General features: G+C 66.2%; 29 protein-coding genes. 12 read left to right on the plus strand and 17 right to left on the minus strand.

Annotated features, from left to right (window positions below; translation table 11 throughout):
• Positions 1–3: 3 nt before the first annotated feature.
• Genes AC56DV_RS12740 through AC56DV_RS12750 form a run of 3 tightly spaced genes read right to left on the minus strand, consistent with a single transcriptional unit; the run spans position 4 to position 2649 of the window.
• Positions 4–666, minus strand: a complete 663-nt coding sequence (locus AC56DV_RS12740) for a methionine ABC transporter permease (RefSeq protein WP_496314642.1) — start codon at positions 664–666, stop codon at positions 4–6.
• Positions 659–1471 (minus strand): methionine ABC transporter ATP-binding protein, encoded by an 813-nt coding sequence (locus AC56DV_RS12745; protein ID WP_496314643.1) that lies wholly within the window; start codon positions 1469–1471, stop codon positions 659–661. Before AC56DV_RS12745 ends, AC56DV_RS12740 begins: the two co-directional genes overlap by 8 nt.
• Complete coding sequence (locus AC56DV_RS12750; RefSeq protein ID WP_496314644.1) at positions 1471–2649, minus strand: acyl-CoA dehydrogenase family protein; 1179 nt, start codon at positions 2647–2649, stop codon at positions 1471–1473. The genes AC56DV_RS12745 and AC56DV_RS12750 overlap by 1 nt, the downstream gene beginning before the upstream one ends.
• 192 nt (positions 2650–2841) lie before the next feature.
• Here AC56DV_RS12750 and ssuE point away from each other — a divergent pair, with 192 nt between their 5' ends.
• From ssuE to AC56DV_RS12790, 8 genes are all read left to right on the plus strand, one after another.
• Positions 2842–3450: an NADPH-dependent FMN reductase gene (gene ssuE / locus AC56DV_RS12755; RefSeq protein WP_496314645.1), complete on the plus strand. Its 609-nt coding sequence runs from the start codon at positions 2842–2844 to the stop codon at positions 3448–3450.
• A gap of 42 nt (positions 3451–3492) precedes the next feature.
• A complete protein-coding gene (locus tag AC56DV_RS12760) occupies positions 3493–4470 on the plus strand; it encodes a sulfonate ABC transporter substrate-binding protein (RefSeq protein WP_496314646.1) in 978 nt (325 codons plus the stop codon).
• An 18-nt stretch (positions 4471–4488) separates the two neighbouring features.
• Positions 4489–5631, plus strand: coding sequence for an FMNH2-dependent alkanesulfonate monooxygenase (gene ssuD, locus AC56DV_RS12765; protein WP_496314729.1), 1143 nt, complete (start codon positions 4489–4491; stop codon positions 5629–5631).
• 1 nt (position 5632) lies between these two features.
• Positions 5633–6424, plus strand: a complete 792-nt coding sequence (gene ssuC, locus AC56DV_RS12770; RefSeq protein WP_496314647.1) for an aliphatic sulfonate ABC transporter permease SsuC — start codon at positions 5633–5635, stop codon at positions 6422–6424.
• Between the two features lie 11 nt (positions 6425–6435).
• The gene (locus AC56DV_RS12775) at positions 6436–7263 is read left to right on the plus strand and encodes an ATP-binding cassette domain-containing protein (RefSeq protein ID WP_496314648.1); all 828 of its coding nucleotides are present in this window, start codon (positions 6436–6438) and stop codon (positions 7261–7263) included.
• Positions 7264–7484: 221 nt separating this feature from the next.
• Positions 7485–8051, plus strand: a complete 567-nt coding sequence (locus AC56DV_RS12780; RefSeq protein WP_496314649.1) for a YceI family protein — start codon at positions 7485–7487, stop codon at positions 8049–8051.
• Positions 8052–8127: 76 nt separating this feature from the next.
• Complete coding sequence (locus AC56DV_RS12785; protein WP_496314650.1) at positions 8128–9900, plus strand: amidohydrolase; 1773 nt, start codon at positions 8128–8130, stop codon at positions 9898–9900.
• Complete coding sequence (locus tag AC56DV_RS12790; protein ID WP_496314651.1) at positions 9897–10325, plus strand: DoxX family protein; 429 nt, start codon at positions 9897–9899, stop codon at positions 10323–10325. Before AC56DV_RS12785 ends, AC56DV_RS12790 begins: the two co-directional genes overlap by 4 nt.
• Positions 10326–10331: 6 nt before the next feature.
• Here the strand turns inward: AC56DV_RS12790 and AC56DV_RS12795 are convergent, their stop codons facing one another.
• From AC56DV_RS12795 to AC56DV_RS12805, 3 genes are all read right to left on the minus strand, one after another.
• Entirely contained in the window at positions 10332–11387 is a 1056-nt protein-coding gene (locus AC56DV_RS12795; RefSeq protein ID WP_496314652.1) for an alkene reductase, read from the minus strand.
• A 36-nt stretch (positions 11388–11423) separates the two neighbouring features.
• Entirely contained in the window at positions 11424–11726 is a 303-nt protein-coding gene (locus tag AC56DV_RS12800) for an ArsR/SmtB family transcription factor (RefSeq protein ID WP_496314653.1), read from the minus strand.
• 104 nt (positions 11727–11830) lie between these two features.
• Complete coding sequence (locus AC56DV_RS12805) at positions 11831–12190, minus strand: DUF1304 domain-containing protein (protein WP_496314654.1); 360 nt, start codon at positions 12188–12190, stop codon at positions 11831–11833.
• Between the two features lie 65 nt (positions 12191–12255).
• Between AC56DV_RS12805 and sugE the strand changes: the two genes are divergently transcribed.
• Entirely contained in the window at positions 12256–12570 is a 315-nt protein-coding gene (sugE, locus tag AC56DV_RS12810; RefSeq protein ID WP_496314655.1) for a quaternary ammonium compound efflux SMR transporter SugE, read from the plus strand.
• A gap of 10 nt (positions 12571–12580) precedes the next feature.
• Here the strand turns inward: sugE and AC56DV_RS12815 are convergent, their stop codons facing one another.
• Positions 12581–13543, minus strand: a complete 963-nt coding sequence (locus AC56DV_RS12815; RefSeq protein ID WP_496314656.1) for a M14 family metallopeptidase — start codon at positions 13541–13543, stop codon at positions 12581–12583.
• A 71-nt stretch (positions 13544–13614) separates the two neighbouring features.
• Here AC56DV_RS12815 and AC56DV_RS12820 point away from each other — a divergent pair, with 71 nt between their 5' ends.
• Positions 13615–14778, plus strand: coding sequence for an acyltransferase family protein (locus tag AC56DV_RS12820; RefSeq protein ID WP_496314657.1), 1164 nt, complete (start codon positions 13615–13617; stop codon positions 14776–14778).
• 8 nt (positions 14779–14786) lie between these two features.
• Here the strand turns inward: AC56DV_RS12820 and AC56DV_RS12825 are convergent, their stop codons facing one another.
• From AC56DV_RS12825 to AC56DV_RS12835, 3 genes are all read right to left on the minus strand, one after another.
• Positions 14787–15257 (minus strand): hypothetical protein, encoded by a 471-nt coding sequence (locus AC56DV_RS12825; protein WP_496314658.1) that lies wholly within the window; start codon positions 15255–15257, stop codon positions 14787–14789.
• A 71-nt stretch (positions 15258–15328) separates the two neighbouring features.
• Positions 15329–16207, minus strand: a complete 879-nt coding sequence (locus tag AC56DV_RS12830) for a pirin family protein (RefSeq protein ID WP_496314659.1) — start codon at positions 16205–16207, stop codon at positions 15329–15331.
• Between the two features lie 41 nt (positions 16208–16248).
• Positions 16249–16848 (minus strand): FMN-dependent NADH-azoreductase, encoded by a 600-nt coding sequence (locus AC56DV_RS12835; RefSeq protein ID WP_496314660.1) that lies wholly within the window; start codon positions 16846–16848, stop codon positions 16249–16251.
• Positions 16849–17033: 185 nt separating this feature from the next.
• Between AC56DV_RS12835 and AC56DV_RS12840 the strand changes: the two genes are divergently transcribed.
• Both AC56DV_RS12840 and AC56DV_RS12845 read left to right on the plus strand, forming a co-directional pair.
• The gene (locus AC56DV_RS12840; protein WP_496314661.1) at positions 17034–17459 is read left to right on the plus strand and encodes a GNAT family N-acetyltransferase; all 426 of its coding nucleotides are present in this window, start codon (positions 17034–17036) and stop codon (positions 17457–17459) included.
• 16 nt (positions 17460–17475) lie between these two features.
• On the plus strand, positions 17476–18072 hold the full coding sequence (locus AC56DV_RS12845; protein WP_496314662.1) for a YdcF family protein: 597 nt from the start codon (positions 17476–17478) through the stop codon (positions 18070–18072).
• A 1-nt stretch (position 18073) separates the two neighbouring features.
• Here the strand turns inward: AC56DV_RS12845 and AC56DV_RS12850 are convergent, their stop codons facing one another.
• From AC56DV_RS12850 to AC56DV_RS12880, 7 genes are read right to left on the minus strand one after another with little or no spacing between them, the layout of a single operon-like run.
• Complete coding sequence (locus AC56DV_RS12850) at positions 18074–18991, minus strand: alpha/beta hydrolase (protein WP_496314663.1); 918 nt, start codon at positions 18989–18991, stop codon at positions 18074–18076.
• Positions 18954–20543, minus strand: coding sequence for a 3-hydroxyacyl-CoA dehydrogenase (locus tag AC56DV_RS12855; RefSeq protein WP_496314664.1), 1590 nt, complete (start codon positions 20541–20543; stop codon positions 18954–18956). Before AC56DV_RS12855 ends, AC56DV_RS12850 begins: the two co-directional genes overlap by 38 nt.
• On the minus strand, positions 20540–20938 hold the full coding sequence (locus tag AC56DV_RS12860; protein ID WP_496314665.1) for a RidA family protein: 399 nt from the start codon (positions 20936–20938) through the stop codon (positions 20540–20542). Before AC56DV_RS12860 ends, AC56DV_RS12855 begins: the two co-directional genes overlap by 4 nt.
• Before the next feature lie 39 nt (positions 20939–20977).
• Positions 20978–22135, minus strand: a complete 1158-nt coding sequence (locus AC56DV_RS12865; RefSeq protein ID WP_496314666.1) for an acyl-CoA dehydrogenase family protein — start codon at positions 22133–22135, stop codon at positions 20978–20980.
• Positions 22136–22144: 9 nt separating this feature from the next.
• Positions 22145–22999: an enoyl-CoA hydratase family protein gene (locus AC56DV_RS12870; RefSeq protein WP_496314667.1), complete on the minus strand. Its 855-nt coding sequence runs from the start codon at positions 22997–22999 to the stop codon at positions 22145–22147.
• An 11-nt stretch (positions 23000–23010) separates the two neighbouring features.
• Complete coding sequence (locus tag AC56DV_RS12875; protein WP_496314668.1) at positions 23011–23550, minus strand: MarR family winged helix-turn-helix transcriptional regulator; 540 nt, start codon at positions 23548–23550, stop codon at positions 23011–23013.
• 11 nt (positions 23551–23561) lie between these two features.
• Entirely contained in the window at positions 23562–24377 is an 816-nt protein-coding gene (locus AC56DV_RS12880; RefSeq protein WP_496314669.1) for an SDR family NAD(P)-dependent oxidoreductase, read from the minus strand.
• Positions 24378–24379: the final 2 nt, after the last annotated feature.

Here is a 24379-nt window from a genome sequence, read left to right on the forward strand (position 1 = left end):
GGATTAACGTTTGTCGAGCCGGCGCGCGATGCGGTTGCCGGTGAACTGGATGGTTTGAACGATGAAGATCAGTACGGCAACCGTGGCGATCATGATGTCGGTCTCGAAGCGGTAGTAGCCGTAGCGGATGGCGAGATCGCCGATGCCGCCGCCGCCCACCACGCCGGCCACGGCGGAATAGGACAGGAAGCTGATGGACAGCACGGTGAGCGCCAGCACCAGGCCGGAGCGCGCTTCCACCAGCAGCACGCGCAGCACGATCTGCAGTTCGGACGCGCCCATGGCGTGCGCCGCCTCGATCACGCCGCGCGGCACTTCGCGCAGCGCCTGCTCGACCATGCGGGCGAAGTAGGGAACGGCTGCAAAGGACAGTGGCACGGCGGCCGCCAGCGGTCCGATGGAGGTGCCGGCGATGATGCGCGTCAGCGGCACCAGCGCCACCAGCAGGATGATGAAGGGGAAGGAGCGCACGGTGTTGACGATCCAGCCCAGCAGCAAGGAGGCGGGCTTGTTCTGCAGCGACTGGCCGTCGGCCACCAGGAACAGCAGCACGCCCAGTGGGCCGCCGATCAGCACGGCGGCGGACAGGCCGATGCCTAGCATGGTGAGCGTCTGGCCCAACGCGGTCCACAGTTCGGGCAGCAGGGTGATGATTTTCTCAAGCATGGGCGGCCTCCTTGCGGAAGGCCGCTGCGGCAGCGGGACGCAGGCTGGCGAGTTCGCGGCCGAGGGCCGTCTTGCGCACTTCGCTGCCGCTGAGCGCGAATTCCTCGGCGATGGCGCCGTCCTCGATCACGGCCACGCGGTCGCAGATGGCGTCCAGCACGGACAGCTCGTGGCTGACGATGACGATGGTGACGTCCAGCCGCCGGTTGATGTCCTTCAGCGTGGCCAGCAGCGCGCGCGTGGTTTCCGCGTCCAGCGCCGACGTGGGCTCGTCGCACAGCAGCACCGCCGGCCCGCTGGCCAGCGCCCGCGCAATGGCCACGCGCTGTTTCTGCCCGCCCGACAGCTGCGCCGGGTAACTGTCCGCTTTCCCGCCCAGCTCCACCAGCTCCAGGCAGTCGCGCACGCGCGCCGCGATCTGCTCGCGGGTGCGTCCGCCGTGGATGCGCAGGGGGAAGGCCACGTTGTCGAACACGCTGGCGTTCTGCAGCAGGTTGAACTGCTGGAAGATCATGCCGATGTTCTGCCGCGCCTCGCGCAGTTCGCGCTTGCCCAGCGCCGTGAGCTCGCGGCCGTCGACCGCTACGCTGCCGCTGTCGGGCTGCTCCAGCAGGTTGATCAGGCGCAGCAAGGTGGACTTGCCGGCGCCGCTCTTGCCTATCAGGCCAAAAATTTCGCCCTCGCGTACTTCCAGCGACACGTTTTTGACGGCGTGGAATTGGCCGCCCTTGGGAAGGGCGAACGTTTTGCTGGCGCCACGGATCTGTATCAGCGGCGCGCGGGGGACTTGCGTTGGATTTGTCATTACGAGTATGCAGTTGGTTCCGGAAGCGTGCCTTGCAGCGCAAAGCGCCCCAGGTCACGGTACTTGTAGTCGATAGGGTCGTGCAGGGTATGCACGCGCACGTTGCGCCAGTAGCGGTCGAAGCCATACTTGGCCGAGGTGGAGCGCGCCCCGGTCAGCTCGAACAGCTGGCTGCTGATCTCCACCCCCGCCTTGTGCGACAGCACCTTGGCTTCCGCCACGGCCACCGCCAGCTCGCCGCGCGTGCGCGCGCTCACCTGCGCGCCCTGCGCGAACACGCGGTCCAGCTCCTGCGCCGCGTGGTCCGCCAGCACCTGCGCGGGCCGCAGCAAAGTCCACAGCTGGCCGTAGCGGTGCTGCACCAGCGGGTCGTCGCTGGCGGACGGCACGCCGGACTGGAACCATGGCCGGGCCTCGTCATTGGTGTAGGTGCGCGCCGCCTCGAACGCGCCTTCGGCGATGCCGAGATAGAGATTGGCCATGATCAGTTGCGCTACCTGCGAACGCAGCGTGGCCTGCGGCGTGGGGACCTGGCCGGGCGCCTGCAGCACCAGATCCTGCGGCAGGCGCACGCCCTTGAAGGAGACGTTGCCGCTGTCGGTCTGGCGCTGGCCGAAGGCGTCCCAGTCGGCTTGCACGCGGATGCCTTCCTGCCGCGTGGGCAGCACGGCGATCAGCGCGCTTTGCGTGGGCGCATGCCAGGCCGACAGCGTAAGCCAGTCCGAGCCCACCGAGCCGGACGCGAAGCTCTTCAGGCCATTCAGCTCGTAGCCGCCGCGCGCGTCGGCTGCGGTGGTGCGCTTGTCCAGCGGGTTGAGGGCGTTGCCCCAGAACAGGCGCTGCTCCACGGTGTCCGTCAGCAGGCGGCGCTGCTGCTGCGCGCTGCCGTACAGGCGGATGCCCGCCAGTTGCAGGTGGTGGAAGCCGAAAACGTGGGCCAGTGCGCTGTCGGCGCGCGCCAGGATGCGGATCACCTGGTAGACCGTGCTCCAGCCGGCGCCCTGGCCGCCGTATTCAGCGGGGATGGACAGCGTGAGCAGGCCCGAGGCGCGTATCCATTCGCGTTCGGTGGCGGCGTGGCCGCCCGCGCGGTCGCGCTCCACGGCGCTTTCCGCCAGCCTCGCGGCCAGGGCCGAAGCGACGGCGATGGGATCTTCGGCGAAGAATGGTTCATCCATGATACTGATTCCGGTGGTGTCGATGCGGACCAGTATCGCACCGGCATTCCTGCGCCGTACACGAAGAAATCCGGCTTTCCATATGCGGAAACGTCATGCGGCGGAAACCAAATATCGATGCGCAAAACAATTCGTTCTGCTTTCAAGCGGACGGCCGTAGTCTGGAAAAAATCATCCAACACGGGGAGAAAAATGAGCATCCTACTTCTTGGCGGCAGTCCCGCGCTTCCTTCCAGTTCCAGCAGGCTGCTGCTGCATATCGGCGACAAACTGGCGGTGCACGGCCACCAGCTGCAGCGCGTGCACGTGCGCGATCTGCCGGCGCAGGCCCTGCTGCATGCCGATATCGGCGATGCGGGCGTCCAGCGCGCCATCCAGGCGGTGGCGTCGGCGCAGGCCATCGTGATCGCCACGCCGGTCTACAAGGCTTCGTATTCCGGTGTGCTAAAGGCCTTCCTGGACTTGCTGCCGCAGGACGGGCTGGCGGGCAAGGTGGTGCTGCCGATCGCCACCGGCGGCACGCAGTCGCACATGCTGGCGCTGGACTACGCGCTGCGCCCGGTGCTGCATGCGCTGGCCGCCAAGCAGGTTTTGACCAGCATCTTCGCCACCAGCCAGCAGCTGGTTTGGCAGGACGAGGAAGGGCTGGCCCTGGCGCCGCCTATCGCCGCGCGCGTGGCGGCCGGCGTGGATGAACTGGTGACGGCCCTGGCGCCGCTGGCCAGGCTGCGGGTTGCCGCCGCCGCGCCGGTGCGCTCGCTGCAGGACCACCCGTACACGCCCGCCAGCCAGGCCGCATAAAAACGTCACGCATAAGAACATCAATACAAGTAAGGACAATACATGAGCAATCATCACAAGCGCCAGGCGCGCCGCCGCACCATCGGCCTGCTGTTCGCGGGCGCTGCAGGCGTGGCCGTGGCCGGCCTGCCGGGCGTAGCGCAGGCGCAGGCCAAGCCGGTGCTGCGCATCGGCTACCAGAAGTACGGCACGCTGACACTCCTGAAAGGGCGCGGCACGCTGGAGAAGCGCCTTGCCGCCAAGGGCGTGGACGTGAAATGGACCGAGTTCCCCGCCGGCCCCGTGCTGCTGGAAGGCCTGAACGTGGGCAGCATCGACTTCGGCACGGTGGGCGAAGCGCCACCGATCTTCGCGCAGGCCGCCGGCGCCAACCTGGTCTACGTGGGCAACGAACCGCCGTCGCCGTCCAGCGAAGCCATCGTGGTGCCCAAGGACTCCAAGGCGCGCAGCCTGGCGGACCTGAAAGGCAAGAAGATCGTCCTGAACAAGGGCTCCAATGTGCACTACCTGCTGGTAAAGGCGCTGGAGAAGGCCGGCCTCACGTACAAGGACGTGGAAGTGGTGTTCCTGCCGCCGGCCGACGCGCGCGCCGCCTTCGAGCGCGGCAGCGTGGATGCCTGGGCCATCTGGGACCCGTTCCTGGCGGCGGCCGAGAAGCAGCTGGGCGCGCGGGTGCTGGTGGACGGGCAGGGCCTGGTGGCCAATCACCAGTTCTACCTGGCGGCCCGGCCTTACGCGGAGAAGAACCAGGAGATCGTCCGCATCGTGATCGAGGAGCTGGCCAAGGTGGACGAATGGGGCCTGAAGAACCAGAAGGAAGTGGCCGCCATCCTGGCAGTGCAGACCGGTCTGGACGCCGGCGTGGTGGAACTGGCCGCCTCGCGCTACGCATACGGCGTGAAGCCGGTAACGCCGGAAGTGATCGCCGCGCAGCAGAAGGTGGCGGACGCGTTCGCGGGCCTGAAGCTGATTCCCAAGCCGATAGCCGTCAAGGATGCGCTGCTGCCGTTTAAGCTTTAAAGAGGATTCGCAATGTCGTTGAATATTTTCTGGTTCATTCCCACCCATGGCGACAGCCGCTACCTCGGCACGTCCAAGGGCGCGCGCGCGGTCGATGCGGACTATCTGCAGCAGGTCGCCGTGGCGGCCGATACGCTGGGCTACGACGGCGTGCTGCTGCCCACCGGCCGTTCCTGCGAGGACGCATGGGTGGTGGCTTCGTCGCTGATCAATGTGACCAAGAGGCTGAAGTTCCTGGTGGCGGTGCGCCCCGGCCTGTCCACCCCGGGGCTGGCGGTGCGCATGGCGTCCACCTTCGACCGGCTGTCCAATGGCCGCCTGCTGATCAACGTGGTCACCGGCGGCGACCAGGGCGAGCTGGAGGCGGACGGCCTGTTCGCCGACCACGCCAGGCGCTACGAGATTTCCGATGAATTCATCCGCGTGTGGCGCGCTTCGCTGTCGGGCGAGGGCGGCGAGGCGGGCTACGATTTCGAGGGCAAGCATATCCAGGTGAAGGGGGCGCGCACCCTGTATCCGCCGGTGCAAAAGCCGTATCCGCCGCTGTACTTCGGCGGCTCGTCCGAACCGGCGCACGAACTGGCGGCCGAGCAGATGGACGTGTATCTGACCTGGGGCGAACCGCCCGCCGCCGTGGCGGAGAAGATCGCCGACATCCGGGCGCGCGCCGCCAAACATGGCCGCACGGTGCGTTTCGGCATCCGCCTGCACGTGATCGTGCGCGAAACGAACGAGGCGGCGTGGCGCGCGGCGGAAGAGCTGATCAGCCACCTGGACGACGAGGTGATCGCCAGGGCGCAGGCTGCATTCGGCAAGATGGACTCGGTGGGCCAGCGGCGCATGGCCGAGCTGCACGGCGGCCGGCGCGACAAGCTGGAAGTGTCGCCCAACCTGTGGGCCGGCGTGGGCCTGGTGCGCGGCGGCGCGGGCACGGCGCTGGTGGGCGACGCGGAGACGGTGCATGCGCGCATCCAGGAATACGCGGACCTCGGCATCGACACCTTCATCTTCTCCGGCTATCCGCACCTGGAAGAATCGTACCGCTTCGCGGAGCTGGTGTTCCCGCTGGTGGGCAAGGGCAGGGCCGCCACGGAGCAGTCGCTGAGCGGGCCGTTCGGCGAAGTCATGGCCAGCAATATCCTGCCGAAGAAGGCGGCCTGAGATGGGTGCTGTCAATCGATCGGCGCCTGCGGCCCCGGGGGCTGCGTCGGCAATCACGCCGTGGCTGCTGCCGGTGGGCCTGCTGCTGCTGTGGGAAGTGTCGGCCCGGGCGGGCTGGCTGTCCAGCCGCGTGCTGCCGGAACCGTGGTCGGTGGCGCAGGCCTTCTGGACGCTGGCGGTGTCCGGCGAACTGTGGACGCATCTGCGCACCAGCCTGTGGCGCGCCGGCACCGGCTTTGCCATCGGCGCCGGGGCCGGGCTGGCGCTGGGGCTGCTGACCGGCAGCTTCCGCCGCGCCGAAACGCTGCTCGACACCACCTTGCAAATGATACGCAACATTCCCGCGCTGGCGCTGATCCCGCTGGTGATCCTGTGGTTCGGCATCGACGAAACGGCCAAGCTGTTCCTGCTGGCGGTGGGCGTGTTCTTCCCCGTGTACCTGAACACCTTCCACGGCATCCGCTCCACCGACCCGGCGCTGATCGAGATGGCGCGCAGCTATGGCGTGACCGGCTGGCCGCTGTACCGCGACGTGATCCTGCCCGGCGCGCTGCCGTCCATCCTGGTGGGCGTGCGCTTCTCGCTCGGCCTGGTGTGGGTGCTGCTGATCGTGGCCGAAACCATTTCGGCGCAAGCCGGCATCGGCTACATGACCATGAACGCGCGCGAATTCCTGCAAACGGACGTGGTGCTGGTCGGCATACTGCTTTACGCCTTGCTCGGCAAACTGGCCGACCTGGCATCGCGCGCCATGGAGAAGCACTTCCTGCGCTGGAACCCCGCATACCGTTGAAAAGGAGCGCCATGCTGCTCGCACCCACCTACTTTGAATCCGACCTGTTCACCGACGCCCCCGGGGAGGCCGCGCGCGGCGACGCCGGGCCGCCGCAACCGCACCCCCTGGCGCGCGGCGCGCCTGGGCGCGAAGGCGTGGCCGTCGGCATCGCCGCGCTGCGAAAATCCTACGGCGCGCGCGAAGTGCTGCTCGGCGTGGACCTGCAATTGAAAGCGGGGGAGTTCGTCGCCATCGTCGGCCGCAGCGGCTGCGGCAAGAGCACCTTGCTGCGCGCGCTGGCGGGGCTGGAGCATGCCGACAGCGGCAGCATCGCCATGGGCTCCGGCGCGGCGGACTTGCGCATCATGTTCCAGGAAGCGCGCCTGCTGCCGTGGAAGACGGTGCTGGAGAACGTGGCGCTTGGCCTGCCGCACGCACTGAACGCCGCTGCCGCCGCACTGTCCACGGTGGGCCTGGGCGAGCGCGCCGACGACTGGCCGTCCGCCCTGTCCGGCGGCCAGAAGCAGCGCGTGGCGCTGGCGCGCGCACTGGTGCACCAGCCGCAGGTGCTGCTGCTGGACGAACCCCTGGGCGCGCTGGACGCGCTCACCCGCATCGAAATGCAGCAGCTGATCGAGTCCCTGTGGCTGGCGCGCGGCTTCACCGCCGTGCTGGTGACGCACGACGTGACCGAAGCGGTGGCCCTGGCCGACCGCGTGCTGCTGATCGAGGACGGCGCCATCGCGCTGGACCTGGCGATCGATCTCCCCCGTCCCCGCGCGGCCGCGCGCGGCACCGCCGCCTTCGCAGCGCTCGAGCAGCGCATCCTCTCGCACGTACTGCGCGCACAAGCCTGAGTTAAAAATGCTACCTTTGGCAGATGGGCGCTGCGTGCGCCCATCTGTACACTGCGCACATGATTGCTTCAGTCTACGTGACCATAATCGATTTTTTCGATAGTAAGCCGGTATATTTTCCGTTTTACAATCGATTTGTGCCAGCGCATAATCGCTTTCAATCACAAAGATCACGGGCATACAGCCCGTCCCGATAATCAATACTGACTGGAGTTTTAACTATGAAAAAAATCGTTGCTCTGCTGATCGCCGCTGGCGTGTCCATGGCTGCCAATGCTGCGCCGGAAACCTACGTTCTGGACGTCGCCCACACCGCGCCGCGCTTCGAGTACTCGCACTTCGGCTATTCCAACCAGGTGAGCCGCTTCGACAAGACCGAAGGCAAGATCGTGATCGACAAAGCCGCGAAAACGGGCTCGGTGGACGTGACCATCGACACCAAGTCGGTCAACACCGGCTTCCCGCTGTTTAACAACCACATTCAAGGCGCGGACTTCCTGGACACCGCCAAGTTCCCGGCCATCACCTACAAGTCGACCAAGGTGAACTTCGCCGGCGACAAGGTGGCCTCGGTGGACGGCAACCTGACCATCAAGGGCATCACCAAGCCGGTGACCCTGACCGTGACCTCGTTCCAGTGCATGCCGCACCCGATGCTGAAGAAAGACGCCTGCGGCGCCAACGCTGTCGCCAAGATCCTGCGCTCCGACTTCAACGCCGGCAAATACGCACCGCACGTGGGCGATGAAGTAACCCTGACCTTCGCAATCGAAGCGATCAAGGAATAAGTTTTTGAAGTAAGCAGTAAAGCAGTGCCGGCCGGCCGCCATTTTTGATGTGCCCTATAAAACCAAGGACTACAACATGAATCCGGTATTCACCAGGCTGGTACTGCCTGCGGCATTGTCTGCAGCGTTCCTGGCGCCGGCCTTCGCGGCCGACCTCATCATCACCAACGGCAAAGTGGCCACCATGGTCAAGGAGGGCAGCTTCGCCCAGGCCGTGGCGATGAAGGACGGCAAAATCGAAGCCGTGGGCAGCAATGCCCAGATCCTCAAGCTGAAAAAAGCCAACACCCAGGTGATCGACGCCGGCGGCCGCACCGTCATCCCCGGCCTGAACGACTCGCACCTGCACGTCATCCGCGAAGGCCTGAACTACAACGCCGAACTGCGCTGGGACGGCGTGACGTCGCTGAAAAAGGCGATGGAAATGCTGAGGGAGCAGGCCGCGCGCACGCCGGAAGGCGCCTGGATCAAGGTGGTGGGCGGCTGGAACGAGTTCCAGTTCGAGGAAAAGCGCCTGCCCACGCTGGAGGAAATCAACGCCGCCGTGCCGGACAAGCCGGTCTTCCTGCTGTACCTGTACGGCCTGGGCTTCCTGAACCAGAAGGGCATCGAGACGCTGGGCTACAACAAGGACACCAAATTCAAGGATGGCGTGGTGGAGCTGGACGCGCAAGGCAAGCCGACCGGCAAGCTGATCGCCAAGCCGAACGCGCTGATCCTGTACACCACGCTGGCCAAGACCAACGTGCTGCCGCGCGACCAGCAGCTGAACTCCACGCTGCACTACTACCGCGAGCTGAACCGCCTGGGCGTGACCAGCGCCATCGACGCGGGCGGCGGCGGCCAGAATTTCCCGGACGATTACGGCGTCACCGTCGAGCTGGCCAAGGACGGCAAGCTGACCGTGCGCACCTCCTACTACCTGTTCGCGCAGAAGCCGGGCAAGGAGCTGGAAGACTACCAGCGCTGGCTCACGCTGACCAAGCCGGACAGCAACCAGCATATGTTCTACGCCAACGGCTACACGACTGAAGGCGCGGGCGAAAACCTGGTCTGGAGCGCGGCCGACTTCGAGAATTTCCTCGAGCCGCGTCCGGACATGCCGGGGCACATGGAAGGCGAACTGGAAGCCGTGCTGCGGCTGCTGGTGAAGAACCGCTGGCCGTTCCGCATCCACGCCACCTATGGCGAATCGATCGACCGCGACCTGGCCGTGATCGAGAAAGTGAACAAAGAGATCCCGCTGAAAGGCCTGCGCTGGTTCTTCGACCACGCCGAGACCATCAGCGACGCGCAGCTGGCGCGCGTGAAAGCGCTGGGCGGCGGCATCGCCGTGCAGGACCGCATGTACTTCCAGGGCGAGCACTACTGGAAGCAATACGGCGCGCAAACCCGCCAGATGCCGCCGATCCGCAAGATGCTGGAGATGAAAGTGCCGGTCGGCCTGGGCACGGACGGCACCCGCGTGAGCAGCTACGGCCCGTGGCCGTCGGTGTACTGGGCGGTGACGGGCAAGACCGCCGGCGGCCTGAGCATGTGGCAGCCGAAGGACATCCTGAGCCGCTACGAAGCGCTGAAACTGATGACCAGCGGCAGCGCCTGGATGAGCGGCGAGGAAAAAGTGAAGGGCACCCTGGCCAAGGGCCAGTACGCGGACCTGGTGATACTGCCGCAGGATTACTTCAGCATGCCGGTCGAGCAGATCAAGAACCTGGAAAGCGCGCTCACCGTGGTGAACGGCAAGGTGGTATACGCGGGCAAGGAGTTTGGGCAGTACGCGCAGCCGGTCCCGGACATCTCGCCCGACTGGAGCCCGGTCAAATACTACGGCGGGTACCAGAACAAATGACGCAGCAAATTACCTCCCTGCTGCGCAGACTGATAGGACCGTTCACGCCGGATGCGGGGCTGCTGTTCACCCGCATCGCGGGGGCGGCCCTGCTGCTGCACGTGCACGGCGTGCCGAAGATCGTGCATTACCAGGAAGAGCTGGCGCACATCGACGACCCGCTCGGCATGGGGCGCGCGCTCACCTTGTGGTGCGCCCTGTTCGCCGAAGTGGTGTGCCCGGTGCTGATTGCGCTGGGGCTGTTCACGCGGCTGGCGGCCTTGCCGGTGGTGTTTCTGCTGGCCGTGTCCATGGTGCTGGTGCACCCGGACTGGAGCATCGCCGAGGGGCAGTTCGGCTGGCTGCTGGTGATCGTGTTCGGCACCGTCGCGCTGACCGGTGCCGGACGTTACTCGCTGGACGCGAAGCTGACGCGTCCTGCTTAGCTTAGCTTAGGCCAGGGCAGGGTAGTCCGTGTAGCCTTCCGCCGTGGAATGGTAGAAGGTTTCCGGACGCTGCGGGTTCAGCGCCGCGTCCTGCTGCAGGCGCGCCGGCAGGTCAGGGTTGGCGATGAAGTCCTTGCCCCAGGCCACAGCATCGGCGGTGCCTGCTGCCAGGATGGCGTTGGCCGTAGCCTTGTCCATCTTCTCATTGGCGATGTAGATGCCGCCGAATTCCTTCTTCAGCAGCGGCCCCAGGCTGTCCTCGCCCACCGCTTCGCGCGCGCAGATGAAGGCGATGCCGCGCTTGCCCAGCTCGCGCGCCACATAGCCGAAGGTCTCGGCCGGGTTGGAATCGCTCATATCGTGCGAGTCGCGGCGCGGCGCCAAATGCATGCCGACGCGGCCCGCGCCCCACACTTCGATCGCCGCATCCGTCACCTCCAGCAGCAGGCGCGCGCGGTTCTCGACCGGGCCGCCATAGGCGTCGGTGCGCTTGTTAGTGCCGTCTTGCAGGAACTGGTCCAGCAGATAGCCGTTGGCGCCGTGGATTTCCACGCCGTCAAAGCCGGCCAGCTTGGCGTTTTCCGCGCCCTTGCGGTAAGCGGCCACGATGCCCGGAATCTCTTCCAGCTCCAGCGCGCGCGGCACCGGATACTCGCGCTGCGGGCGCAGCAGGCTGACATGGCCCTTGGCCGCGATGGCGCTCGGCGCCACCGGCGCCTCGCCGTTCAGGAAGCTCGGGTCCGAAATGCGGCCCACGTGCCACAGCTGCAGGAAGATCTTGCCGCCGGCCGCGTGCACCGCGTCGGTCACCATTTTCCAACCCGCTACCTGCTCATCGGACCAGATGCCCGGCGTGTCCGCGTAGCCCACGCCCTGCGGCGTGACGGCGGTGGCTTCGCTCAGGATCAGGCCTGCGGAGGCGCGTTGCACGTAGTATTCCGCCATCAGCGCGTTCGGCACACGGCCGCCGCCCACGGCGCGGGCGCGCGTCAGCGGCGCCATGATGACGCGGTTGTTCAGGGTCAGGTCGCCGATCTTGATAGGGTCGAACAGGTTAGCCATGGTTATCTTCCTTGAGTTGCCGGGCCCGGTGATTGGTTACAGGCCCTGGTTCATATGGTCGATAAAGCCCTGGATCACTGCCTCGTTGCGCTTGAAGAAATTCCACTGTCCCACCCGCTGCACCGTCACCAGGCCGGCCTTTTGCAAGGTGGCCAGGTGGGCCGACACGGTCGATTGCGACAGGCCGGTGCGCTGGTCGATCAGGCCCGCGCAGACTCCGAAGGTCAGCGGGTGGGCCTGGTCGGCGAAATAGGCTTCCGGCTCCTTGAGCCAGGCCAGGATCTGGCGCCGGACCGGGTTGGCCAGCGCCTTGTGGATTGCGTCGATGTCAATGTCCATATTGGGCTTTAGCGATACTCGCATCTATAAAATCCGATGCGTATATCGGCATTCTACGATATAAAGAAAAAACGTGCTGGCGGCACGTCGGCAACTCAAAATTTTCAGCCCAGCAGGAGCAGCAGCAGGGCGATCACGGCCGGCACCGTCTGCACGAACAGGATGCGGCGCGACACCGTGGCCGCGCCCCACACGCCCGCCACCGCCACGCAGCACAGGCCGAACAGCGTGAAAGCGCGCGCCGTGGCCGGGTCCGGGTGCAAAAAGCCCAGCGCCAGCGCTGCCACCAGGAAACCGTTGTAGCAGCCCTGGTTGGACATGGCCGGCTGCACGATCTCCGCCTTTTCGGCGCTCAGGCCGAACACGCGGCGCCCGCGCGTGCGGAACAGCACCGTCTCCAGCAGCACGATGTAGACGTGGATCAGTAAAACCAGGCCGGTGACAACTTGTGCAAACAGTACCATTGGGCATCCTTCATGATGGAAATGTTGCAATGATATACTGCCCGCTTGCCCGATAAGGAGAGAAAATGGCGTGGCTGTTCTTGTTTGTTGCCGGACTGCTGGAGATAGGCTGGGCAGTCGGCCTGAAATACACCGAAGGCTTCAGCAAGCTGGTGCCGTCGGTGCTGACCCTGCTGTCCATGGGCGGCAGCATGGCGCTGCTGGGCCTGGCGCTGCGCGACCTGCCGCTGGGCACTGCCTACGCCGTGTGGACCGGCATCGGCACCGTGGGCACGGCGCTGTTCGGCATCCTGGTGCTGGGAGAACCAGCCGGCGTGCTGCGGCTGGTGTGCATTTCCATGATTACCTGCGGCATCCTGGGCTTGAAACTGGCGCATTAAGCGCCAGCGTTCAGAAGCCGGCCGGGTTGGCCTTGGCCAGGTAGTACCATTCGGCGTTCGCGCGGGCGTTGGTGTCCGGGAACAGCACGATGGCGTCCTCGGCGGCCAGCACCGGCGTGCCGTCCGCGCGGCGGCCGATCTCGTCGCCCTTGGCCACGCGGTCGAAGCTCGACCACACGCGGCTGAACTTGTCGGCCGCATCCTGCTTGTCGTGCACTTCCACCATGCTCAGGTACTCGGTGTCCTCCGGCGCCAGCGGCACCGGCTGCGGCGCATCGATCAGGCCCAGGAAGGCGAGGGTGTTCATGATGGCGCGGTACGCCACTTCCGGCGCCTGCGGATCGGCGTGCTGGCCGCACTCCAGCGTCAGCGCGTAGCCGCCGGTCGAACGCATGTACTCGGTGGTGCCCACGCCATAACGCAGCACGGTTTCCAGTTGCGAATCATCGCGCAGGCGGCGCTGTACGCCGGCGCCGTAAGTCGCCATCCAGCCATCGACAAAACGCTTCACGCCCAGGCGGCGCGCCAGTGCGCGTTCCTTCTCCTCGTGCTGGAAAGGCTGCAGCTTGCCATCGTTGTTGCGCGGGCCCACCATCACGAAAGGCTGGCTCTGCGCGTTGAAGGAATGCAGGTCCAGCAGCACCTCGTGCTGGCCGAGCAGCGGGCACAGCCAGTTGGCGATGCGGTCCTCGAAATCCTGCGGATTCTCGTTGGGGAACAGGTTGCGGTTCAGGTTGCGGTCGCCCGAGCGCTCGCCCTTGGCGTAAGCCAGCGGATTGACGATGGGTACGAAGGTCACCATGCCGTTCAGGATGCGCAGCTTGCCGCTGTCGATCTCCTCCATCACACGGTTGATGCCCTTGGTCCCACAGGTTTCGTTGCCGTGCACCGCGCCGGTGATAATGACGCGCGGGCCCTTGCCCTGGCCGGTATAGTTGACGGATTTGAAATGCAGATCGCTTGCTACAGTCATGCTGGTTCCCCGAAACTGATGAATGGCCGTTATTCTAGCGGGGATTCAGCCGTTCGCCCTTAAAATAGCATATGAAATCCATAACCCGAATTCATGGTTTAGACACGCTGCGCGCATTAGCGATCGTGCTCGTGTTCATGAACCATTACGTCCTGTTCGTCAGCAACCGCGCGCCATTCGGCTTCTGGGGGGAGGTCGGATGGACCGGCGTGGACCTGTTCTTCGGCCTGTCCGGCTACCTGATCGGCAACCAGATCTTCAGCGCCATGCGCGGCGAAGGCGGTTTTTCGCTGCGCACGTTTTATATCCGACGTTTTTTGCGCACCTTGCCCGCGTTCTACGCGGTGCTCGCCCTGTATGCATTCTGGCCCTGGTTCCGCGCCGGGCTGACGCTGCCGCCGCTGTGGCAATTCCTCACCTTCACGCAGAATTTCGACCTCACGCCCGGCACCGCCTTCTCGCACGCCTGGTCGCTGTGCGTGGAAGAGCAGTTCTATGTGCTGTTGCCGGCCATTGCGCTGCTGATCGCCGCCATGCGTCGCTCGCTGGCGTGGGCCTGGGTGGCGGTGGCCGTTAGCTTTCTGGGCGGCATGATCATCCGCAGCTACCTCTGGCAGACGCAGGTGGGCGACAGCGACGGCGGCTTCCCGTACTACAACGTCATCTATTATTCCTCGCTGTGCCGCTTCGACGAGCTGGTGGCCGGCGTGGCGCTGGCGCTGCTGAAGAACCACCACGCAGGCGCGTGGAGCAAGCTCACCTCGCGCGGCAACTGGGCGCTGGCGGCCGGCATGGCGGTGGGCGGCACGGCGCTCTACCTGTTCGCGGAAGACCACTACGGCTACGGCATGACCGTATTCGGCTACCCGCTGCTGGCGCTGGGCGTCACGCTGCTGCTGATAGCCGCGCTCAGCCCCGGCTCGCTGCTGGAAAAGACGCCGATTCCCGGCTTCGGCAAACTGGCGCTATGGTCCTACGCCATCTACCTCACGCACAAGCAGATTTTCCTGCTGCTCAAACCCGAACTGGCCCAGCACGGCATCAGCACCGCCAGCTGGACCGGCATCGCCATCATGACGGCGGTCAGCCTGCCGGTGGGCTGGCTGCTCTACGCCGCCATCGAAACCCCCTTCATGAAACTGCGCGACCGCTACTTCCCCGCCAAGCGGTCTGAGCCGCATTCGGGGTCAGACCCCGAATGCGGCTCAGACCGCTTGCAAGCGACTCGTGCCTAGTACCGCAATTACGTGCGCATTTCGATGACGTCGTAGGGCGATTGCATGCTGTTGAGGAATTCGAGCAGGGCGCGCACGCGGGCGGGGGCTTCGTCGTCGCGCGTGCTGTCGATGGCGCGGCGCAGGCCGGGCATGGCTTCCGCCGTGTACGGGCTCTGGTAGGCCTTGATCAGCAGCGCGGCCAGTTGCGCCGCTTCCTTGCCGTTGTTGTGCCGCAGCCGCGATTCGATCACGCCCAGCAGCGCCCGCTGCATGCCCGGCGTGGGCGCGGTGATGTGCATGAACACCAGCGGCGTGTTGCCGATGGCTTCGCAGATGCGGCGCTCCATCTCGTCCGCTTTCACGTCCGAGGCAATGTCGAAATACGCGGCGTTCCAGCGCGTGCGCGCGTGCGGATGCCCGGGAGGGAAGGAGTCGGCGGTGTCGAAGCCGCAAATACGGCTCAGATGTTTGAGCCAACCGATGAGTGGGGATGTCATGGCGGCATTTTAGCGGAAAATGCGGACAGCCCTGGGGGTCTTGCTTCCCCCAGCGGCTGGTTTGATGGTGACTAAGCGTGCGCTTCTTCGCCCAGCTTGCCGGCGCGGAAGTCTTCCACCGCCTGCATCAGCTCGGCCTGCGTGTTCATCACGAACGGGCCGTACTGCGCGATCGGCTCGTTCAGCGGCTTGCCGGCGATCAGGATGAAACGGCTGTCTTCGGCCGCCTGCACCGTTACGCCGTCGGCGCCGGCCGCGTTTTCCAGGATCGCCATGCGGCCATTGGCTACCGGCTTGCCGCCGATGTGCACGCCGCCGCGATAGGTGAACACGAAGGCGTTGTGCCCGGCCGGGATCTGCTGGCTGAAGCTGGCGCCCGCCTTCAGTTCCACGTCGATGTAGATCGGCTCGGTCACTTCGCGCTGCACCGCACCGGCCACGCCGTGGCTGCTGCCCGCGATCACGCGCACCTGCGCGCCTTCTGTGCTGAACGACGGCACCTCCCCGGCGTTGAAGTCGCGGTACCACGGGGCGCGCATCTTGTCCTTGGCAGGCAGGTTCAGCCACAGCTGGAAGCCTTCCATGCGGCCTTCCTCCTGCTCCGGCATCTCCGAGTGGATCACGCCGCGCCCGGCCGTCATCCATTGCACGCCGCCGTTGGTCAGCAGGCCTTCGTTGCCGGCGCTGTCCTTGTGGCGCATGCGCCCGGTGAGCATGTACGTCACCGTCTCGAAGCCCCGGTGCGGATGCTCGGGGAAGCCAGCGATGTAGTCGTTGGCCGAGTCGCTGCCGAAGTTATCCAGCATCAGGAACGGGTCGAGGCGGCGCTGCAAAGGCTGGGTGAGGACACGGTTGATCTTCACGCCCGCGCCGTCCATCACGGCCTGGCCGTTGACGATGCGCTCCACGCCGCGCGACTGCTGCACATTTTCCTGGGTTACTTGTGTCATTGCCATACTCCTTTAGTTGATTTGCGCCGCCGGTACCGTTTTTATGCCAGGACCGCGTCCACTTGCGCGTCCGCTTCGGCTTGTGCCTTGGCTACCGCGTCCGGACCCATGCCCAGGCCTTCCGAGTAGACGAACTGCACGTCGGTCAGGCCCACGAAGTTCAGGAAGGCCTTCACGTGCGGCAGTTGCGTGTCGCTCGGCGCATCGCGGTGCAGGCCGCCACGCGACAGGGCGACGTAGACTTTTTTGCCGGTCAGCAGGCCGACCGGGCCGGTTGGGCCGTATTTGAAGGTCACGCCGGCACGGGCGATGGCGTCGAACCACGATTTCAGCTGCACGGTGATGCCGAAGTTGTACATCGGCGCGCCGATCACGATCACGTCCGCTGCCTGCACCTGGGCGATCAGGGCGTCGTCCAGCGCCACGCGGGCGGCTTGTTCGGGAGTGCGCTGGTCGGCCGGGGTGAACAGGGCTTGCAGGGTCGGCTCGTCGATCACCGGGTGCGGGTTGGCTGCCAGGTCGCGGCGCTCGACGGCGGCGGCTGGATTGGCGGCGGTCAGCTTGGCGACGATGGCGTCGGCCAGGCGGGTGGATTCGGAACCGGTGCTGCGGGCGCTGGAGTTGATTTGCAGGATGTTCATGGTGTCGTTTCCTTCGTGTTGGGTTGTGTGCTGCGATGGATGTACTTTAACAGTCCCAAAATGTTTAATTAAGGTGGGCAAATGGGTTTCATTGGCTCACCAGTGGAACAATTGGGTGGCGACCCCACAGCCCGTGCAAGATGGGTTACAGTTGAGATGAGGTATCAAAAAGGAAAGGGAATACTTTGAAGCAGAGCGTCATTGTTATTACCGACAACGCGGAACCCGCGTTCGAGGAAGTGATTGGTAAAGGACTGGATGAATTCAACGTACAGGCAGCCGGCATCAGTGACCGGCGTCCGCTGTGTGTGATGGTGAGAGATCCCGACAGCAACGAGGTATTGGGAGGAATCGTCGGCAGGACGTCGCTTGGGCTGGCGTTTCTGGACCTGTTCCACCTTCCGGATTCTCTGCGTGGTTCGGGATTGGGCACCAAACTCCTGAAAGCATTCGAAGAGGAAGCGCGCGAACGGGGTTGTCGTTCGGCAGTGCTGTACACGATCAGCTTCCAGGCGCCCGGCTTCTATGAAAAGAATGGGTGGGTGGCATTTGGCGAGATAGGCTCCGATCTGGAGGGCATCAGCCGTATTTTCATGACCAAGAAGCTATAGCTTACTTACCACCATCATGTCGCACGACGATCTGAAGCGTATTGCCGACTACGTCATGCCGTCATTTCCGGCGCGCGTTTCGGATCTGGGGTTTCTGTTCGGTACCCGGCATGGCGTGCCGGAGTTCTGCGAGGTGGCGCATGGACTGTGGCAGAGCGGCACGTTCAGCCGCCTGCTGGTGTCCGGCGGACGGACCGGATCCTCGCCTCTGGCGGAGGCGGACATGATCGCCGAGCGGCTGGTCCGGCTTGGGATGCCTGAAAGCGTGCTGATACTGGAGACGGCGGCGGCGAACACCGGCGAGAATGTGCGATTCGGCCGGGCCAGGGTGGCACAGGTGATGGATGTCGCCGCGATTCGCAGCGTGGTCGCCATCGGCAAAATATGCTCGACCCGGCGCTATCTGATGACGTTGCAAAAACACTGGCCTGGCTTGAGCTTGTCGGTTTCGCCGGTCAACTATTTCGGCGTTCCCGCCGAGCGCTGGCATGAGCATGAGGAATTCCGCGCCCGCGTGCTCAGCGAATTCGAGAAGATCCCGCGCTATACGGCCGAAGGCTTCCTGGAAGAGATAGACGGCTGCCCGGCCTACCCGCAATTGGCCGGGCGCTAAATCAGCTGGCCAGGCCCATCATGCGCAGCAGCGCGCGCGTGAGCAGGCTGTCGGCTTTGGCCAGCTCCAGCACCACGTCGAAATGGTTGGTGCCGGCGATCTCCAGGTAGTCGGCCGCCAGCCCGTTGGCGCGCCAGGCGTCGGCGTAGCTGCGGCTCTGGCGGCGGAATTCGGCGGTTTCGGTGGCGCCAACGCAGGCGAGCAGCGGGCCGCCTTGTTCGGGCAGGTGATGGATGGGGCTCAGGCGCCACGCGGCTTTGGCATCCAGTCTGGCCCACTCGTTGATATGCGTGGCGGGGATGGGCGCGAGGTCCATCAGTCCGCTGATCGGGCAGGCGCCCGCCGCCGCGCGTTCGGGCAAGCCGTGCGCCTGCTGCCAGCCGGGCGCCAGCAGCATGCCGACCAGGTGGCCGCCGGCCGAGCTCCCGCAAAGATAAACTTTCGCCGCGTCGCCGTTGTATTGGGCGATGTGGCGGTGCACCCAGGCCAGCGCGCGGCGGTTCTGGTCCACGATATGGTCCAGTGTCACGCCGGGGGCCAATGAGTAGTTGACCGCCACCACGGTGGCGCCGGCTGCCGTGAAGGTGGCGGCCATGAAGCAGGAGTCGTCCTTGGATAGGGCGCGCCAGTAGCCGCCGTGGATGTACACCAGCACCGGGCTGCCGGGATTCGGCGCGGGGAAGATGTCGAGCTGCTCGTCTTCGTGCCCGCCGTAGGCCACGCCGCAGTGGCAGGGCAGCGCGGCGCGCATGGCGGCGCTTTGTTCGGCGTAGGCGCGCAGGTAGACGGTGGCGTCCGGCACGGTGGCGCGTGCGTTGTACTGGCGGTCCAGTTCCGCCGCGCTGTAGCCTTGGTAGAGGGCGGCGGCGTCCTGTTTGTGGTTATCCATGTGGTTCATGGTGCTGCTCTTGTTCCGCATGCTGCCTCCTCGGGCCGTTGGTGTGCAGCAGCGACAGGCCAAGCTGCGCGCGGCGCACCAGCCAGGGACTGGGGCGGTAGCGCGGGTCGCCGGTGAGTTGCTGCAGGTTGCGCAGGATGGCGAGCACACGCTGCGGGCCGATATGGTCGCCCCAGGCGAGCGGGCCGCGCGGGTAGCCGAGGCCTAATGTGACGGCGCTATCCAGGTCGGGCGGCGTGCAGATGCCTTGCTGGACGATGTCGCAGCCGATATTGATGATGGTGGCCAGCACGCGCTGGACGATGAAGCCGGCGCTGTCGTTGATCACCATGGCGGGGTGGCCGCCTTGCTCGAACAGGGCAAGCAGGCGCGCGGCCAGTTCGGTGTCCGTGGCGGGGCTGAGCATCAGTGTGGCGTGGCCCGCGCCCGGCACGCACAAGGGATCGATGCCTAGGGTGCGGCCGGCGTCGAGGTCCAGACGTGCGATGCCGGCGCTGGTGTCTTCACCCAAAGGCGCCACCAGGCACAAGGCAGTGGCTGAGGGACGGGCGGATGTTTCCACTGTCGCTCCAAGGCCGCGCAGCAGGCTTGCCAGGCTGGCGAGGGTCTCGGCGTCGGGTGCGTCGATCCAGATTGGACCGGTCCAGGGCTGGGGGGCGCCGGCGGGTGCTGCGACGGCTTGCGGGGCCGGCTGGTCCTCGGTGTAGCGGTAGAAGCCTTGCCCGGTCTTTTTGCCCAGCAGCCCGGCTGCCAGGCGCTGCGCGGTGATGGGGCTGGGACGGTAGCGCGGCTCCTGGTAATACTGGCGGTAGATCGATTCCATCACCGGATGCGACACGTCGAGCCCGGTCAGGTCCAGCAGTTGGAACGGACCGAGGCGGAAGCCGGCGGCGCCGCGCAGCACCGTGTCCACCTGCTCGAAGCTGGCGACGGTCTCCTGCACGATCCTGAGCGCTTCGGTGAGGTAGCCGCGTCCCGCGTGGTTGACGATGAAGCCGGGCGTGTCGCTGGCCTGCACCGGCGTGTGGCCGATGCGCCGCACGAAGGCGGTCAGCGCCTGCGTGGCCTCGGCGCCAGTGAGCGCGCCGGCGATCACTTCCACCACCTTCATCAGCGGCACGGGGTTGAAGAAGTGGCAGCCTGCGATGCGGCCCGGCAGGCGCGCGCCTGCCGCTATGGCTGTCACGGACAGGGAAGAGGTATTGGTGGCCAGCACGCAGCCGGGGCGGACAATGGCTTCCAGCGCGTCGAACAGCGCGCGCTTGGCTTCCAGCTGCTCGACGATGGCTTCGATAACGATGTCGCAATCGGCCAGCGCTTCCAGCGCTGCCGCCGCGTGCAGCATGGCGCCGGCGGCGTCGGCGGCTTGCGCCGTGAGCTTGCCTTTGCCGACCAGCGTGGCGAGCTGCCCGCGCACGGTGGCCACGGCTTTGGCTGCGGCGCCGTCCTGCACGTCGTACAGCAGCACGGCGATGCCGGCTTGCGCCGCCACCTGGGCGATGCCGCGCCCCATGGCGCCGGCGCCGGCCACGCCGAGCGTGAGCCGGCCTTGCGCGACGGGCTGCATGGTCATGCGCTTTCCGGGACGATGGCGGTGACTTCGATTTCCACCTTGGCCTGGTCTTCGATCAGGCCGGCCACCTGCACCGCCGTCATGGCGGGGAAATGGCGGCCGAACACGGCGCGGTAGGCCACGCCGATTTCCTTGTAGGCGGCGACGTATTCTTTTTTGTCGGTGACGTACCAAGTCATGCGCACCACGTGCTCAGGTCCGGCGTTGGCTTCGGCCAGCACGGCCACGATGTTGCGCAGGGCCTGTTCAACCTGGCCGGCGAAGTCGCTGGTGTGGAAGCGGCCTTCTGCGTCCCAGCCTATCATGCCGCTGACGCAGACGGTGCGTCCGCTGGCGGCCACGCCGTTGGCGTAGCCCTTGGGCTGTACCCAGCCCGGTGGTTGCAGGAATTGCATGGTGTACCTCTCAGTTGTACTCAGTTGTAGGGTATCGGATCAGGCGCGCAGCATTTCGCGCGCGATGATCAGTTGCTGGACTTCGGAGGCGCCTTCGTAGATGCGCAGCGAGCGGATTTCGCGGTACAGCCGTTCCACCGGATGCTCGCTGACCACGCCCAGGCCGCCGAACATCTGCACCGCCGCGTCGATCACCTGCTGCGCGGTTTCGGTGGCGGTGAGCTTGGCCATGGCGGCTTCCTTGGTCACGTTGCGGCCCTGGTCGCGCTGCCAGGCGGCGCGGTAGGTGAGCAGGGCGGCGGCGTCGATGCCGGTGGCCATCTGCGCCAGCTTGGCCTGGGTCATCTGGAAATCGGCCAGCGTCTGGCCGAACATCTTGCGCTGCCTGGCGTGCGCCAGCGCTTCGTCCAGCGCGCGGCGCGCGAAGCCCAGCGCGGCGGCGGCGACGGAGGTGCGGAAAACGTCCAGCGTGGCCATGGCAACCTTGAAGCCCTGGCCGGCTTCGCCCAGGCGCTGCGCGGCGGGGATGCGGCAGCCGGTGAACTTCAGCCGCGCCAGCGGATGCGGCGCGATGACGTTGATGCGTTCGGCGATCTCGAAGCCCGGCGTGCCGGCGTCCACGATGAAGGCGGAGATGCCGCGTGCGCCCGGCTGTTCGCCGGTGCGGGCGAACACCACGTAGAAATCGGCGATGCCGCCGTTGGAGATCCAGGTCTTCTCGCCGTTCAGGATGTAGCTGTCGCCGTCCTGCACTGCGGCGCACTGCATGGCCGCCACGTCGGAACCGGCCTGCGGCTCGGACAGCGCGAAGGCGGCAATCGCTTCGCCGCGCGCCACGCGGGGCAGATAGGCTTCGCGGTTGGCGTCGCTGCCGAACAGGCTGATGGCGCCGGAACCCAGGCCCTGCATGGCGAAGGCGAAATCGGCCAGGCCGTTGTGGCGCGCCAGCGTTTCGCGGATCAGGCACAGGGCGCGGGTGTCGATCACGTCGGCCGCGCCGCCGTGGCGGCTGCCGGCGATGGCGTGCGACAGCCAGCCGGCCTGGCCCAGCTGCGTCACCAGCGCGCGGCAGGCGGCGTCCACGTCATGCTCGTGGTGCTGGGCGACGTGCTGCGTGGCCCAGCCGTCCAGCTCCTGCTCCAGCTGGCGGTGGCGCGGCTCCAGGAAGGGCCAGCTCAGGTAATCTTTGTCGGACATGGCGGCTCCTTAATTGCCTTCGAATTCGGGTTTTTGCTTGGCCACGAAAGCGTGGTAGGCGCGGTGGAAGTCGTTGGTGGCCATGCAAATGGCCTGGGCCTGGGCTTCGGCTTCGATGGCTTCGTCCACGCCCATGTTCCACTCCTGCTGCAGCATTTTCTTGGTCATGCCGTGCGCGAAGGTGGGGCCGCCGGCCAGGCCTTGGGCCAGCGCCTGCGCCGCTTGCAGCAGGGCGTCCGGCGCGTGCAGGCTGTTGAAGAAGCCCCAGCGCTCGGCTTCGGCGCCGCCCATGGAGCGGCCGGTGTACAGCAGCTCGGCGGCGCGGCCCTGGCCGATGAGGCGCGGCAGCAGCGCGCAGGCGCCCATGTCGCAGCCGGCCAGGCCCACGCGGGTGAACAGGAAGGCGGTCTTGCTGCGCTCCGTGCCGAGGCGCATGTCGGACGCCATGGCCAGGATGGCGCCGGCGCCGGCGCACACGCCGTCGATGGCGGCGATCACCGGCTGCGGGCAGGCGCGCACGGCTTTCACCAGGTCGCCCGTCATGCGGGTGAAGGCCAGCAGGCCGGGCATGTCCAGCTTGGTGAGCGGGCCGATGATGTCGTGCACGTCGCCGCCGGAGCAGAAGTTCTCGCCGGCGCCGGTGATGACGACGGCTTTCACGTCCTCGGCGTAGGCCAGCGCGCGGAACAGGTCGCGCAGCTCGGCGTAAGAGTCGAAGGTGAGCGGGTTCTTGCGCTCGGGGCGGTTCAGCGTCAGCGTGGCGACGCCGGCCTGCACTTCGAACTTGAAGTGCGCGGCCTGGTAGCCGGCGAGCGCCTGGCTGTTGCCGGGCAGTTGGTGTGGGGCTCCTGGGAGGTAGCGCATGGCGGTGTTCCTTATTCGTCCTGGTGGGGGCCGTCGCTGAGATGGCCTTTCATGCGCGACAGCAGCGCGATCATGTCGTTCTTTTCTTTTACCGAGAGGCCGTCCAGCAGCTCGGCGATCCAGCCTTCGTGCACCTGCGCCATGCGCTCGAACGAGCGGCGGCCGGCGGCGGTGAGCTTGACGCTGTAGGCGCGTCGGTCTTTCGGGTCGGGCACGCGCAGCACCAGCTTTTCGTGTTCCAGCTGGTCTGTGATGCCGGTGATGTTGCCGCCGGTGACCATCATGCGCTTGGACAGTTCTCCCATGCGCAGGCCTTCGGGATGGCGCTGCAGCTGGGCCATCAGGTCGAAGCGGGGCAGGGTGATGCCGAATTCGTTGCGCAGGCGGGTGCGGATTTCGCTCTCTATCATGGTGGTGCAGGAGAGCATGCGCAGCCACAGCTTGAGCGATTGGTGGTGGTCTTGCGTCAGGCGCGATTCCAGGTCGAAGACCTGGGCGGACGGCGCGGGCTGGACGTCCGCGGCAGGCGCGGCTGGTGTTTTGGATGTCATTCGGTGCTTCCTTACATGATTTCGCCGCCGGCCACGGCCAGCGACTGCCCGGTCATGGCGCTGGCGCCGGGCTGGCACAGCCAGGCCACGGCGTCGGCCACCTGTTCCGGCTGTACCAGTTGTTTCTGCGGATTGCCGGCCGCCAGTTCGGCGCGCGCCTGTGCTTCGCTGCGGCCGGTCTTGGCGACGATATTGGCGACGGCGTCCTTGACGATGTCGGTTTCGGTGTAGCCGGGGCAGACTGCGTTGACGGTGATGCCCTTGGTGGCCAGTTCCAGCGCCAGCGCGCGCGTGAGGCCGATGACGCCGTGCTTGGCGGCGCAGTAGGCGGACACGTAGGCGTAGCCGGTGAGCCCGGCGGTGCTGGCGACGTTGACGATGCGGCCCCAGCCCGCCGCCAGCATGCCGGGCAGCGCGGCCTGGATGCAGTGGTAGCTGCCGTCCAGGTTCACCGCCATCATCTGGCGCCAGACGTCGCTGCCGGTCTTGCTGAATGGCGCCGACGCGGCCTGGCCGGCGTTGTTGACCAGGATGTCGATGCGGCCGTGGCGGCGCGCCGCTTCGGCCATGGCCTGGTCCACGGATTCGCGGCTGGTGACGTCGACGGTGACGTAGTCCACTGCGGCCGCAGTGCCGCCGGCCAGCGCGGACGCCAGCTCGTGCGCGGTCTGTTCCAGCACGGCGGCGGTACGGCCGGCCAGGGTGACGCGGGCGCCTTGCAGCAGCAGGGCGAGGGCGATGGCGCTGCCGATGCCGCGCCCGCCGCCGGTAACGAAGGCGTGCTTGCCGTGCAGCGGGCCTGCGCCGGCGCTGGTGGGGGATTTCATGC

It is taken from the genome of Massilia sp. BGA-UO-ETr-WB1, from assembly GCF_059567845.1.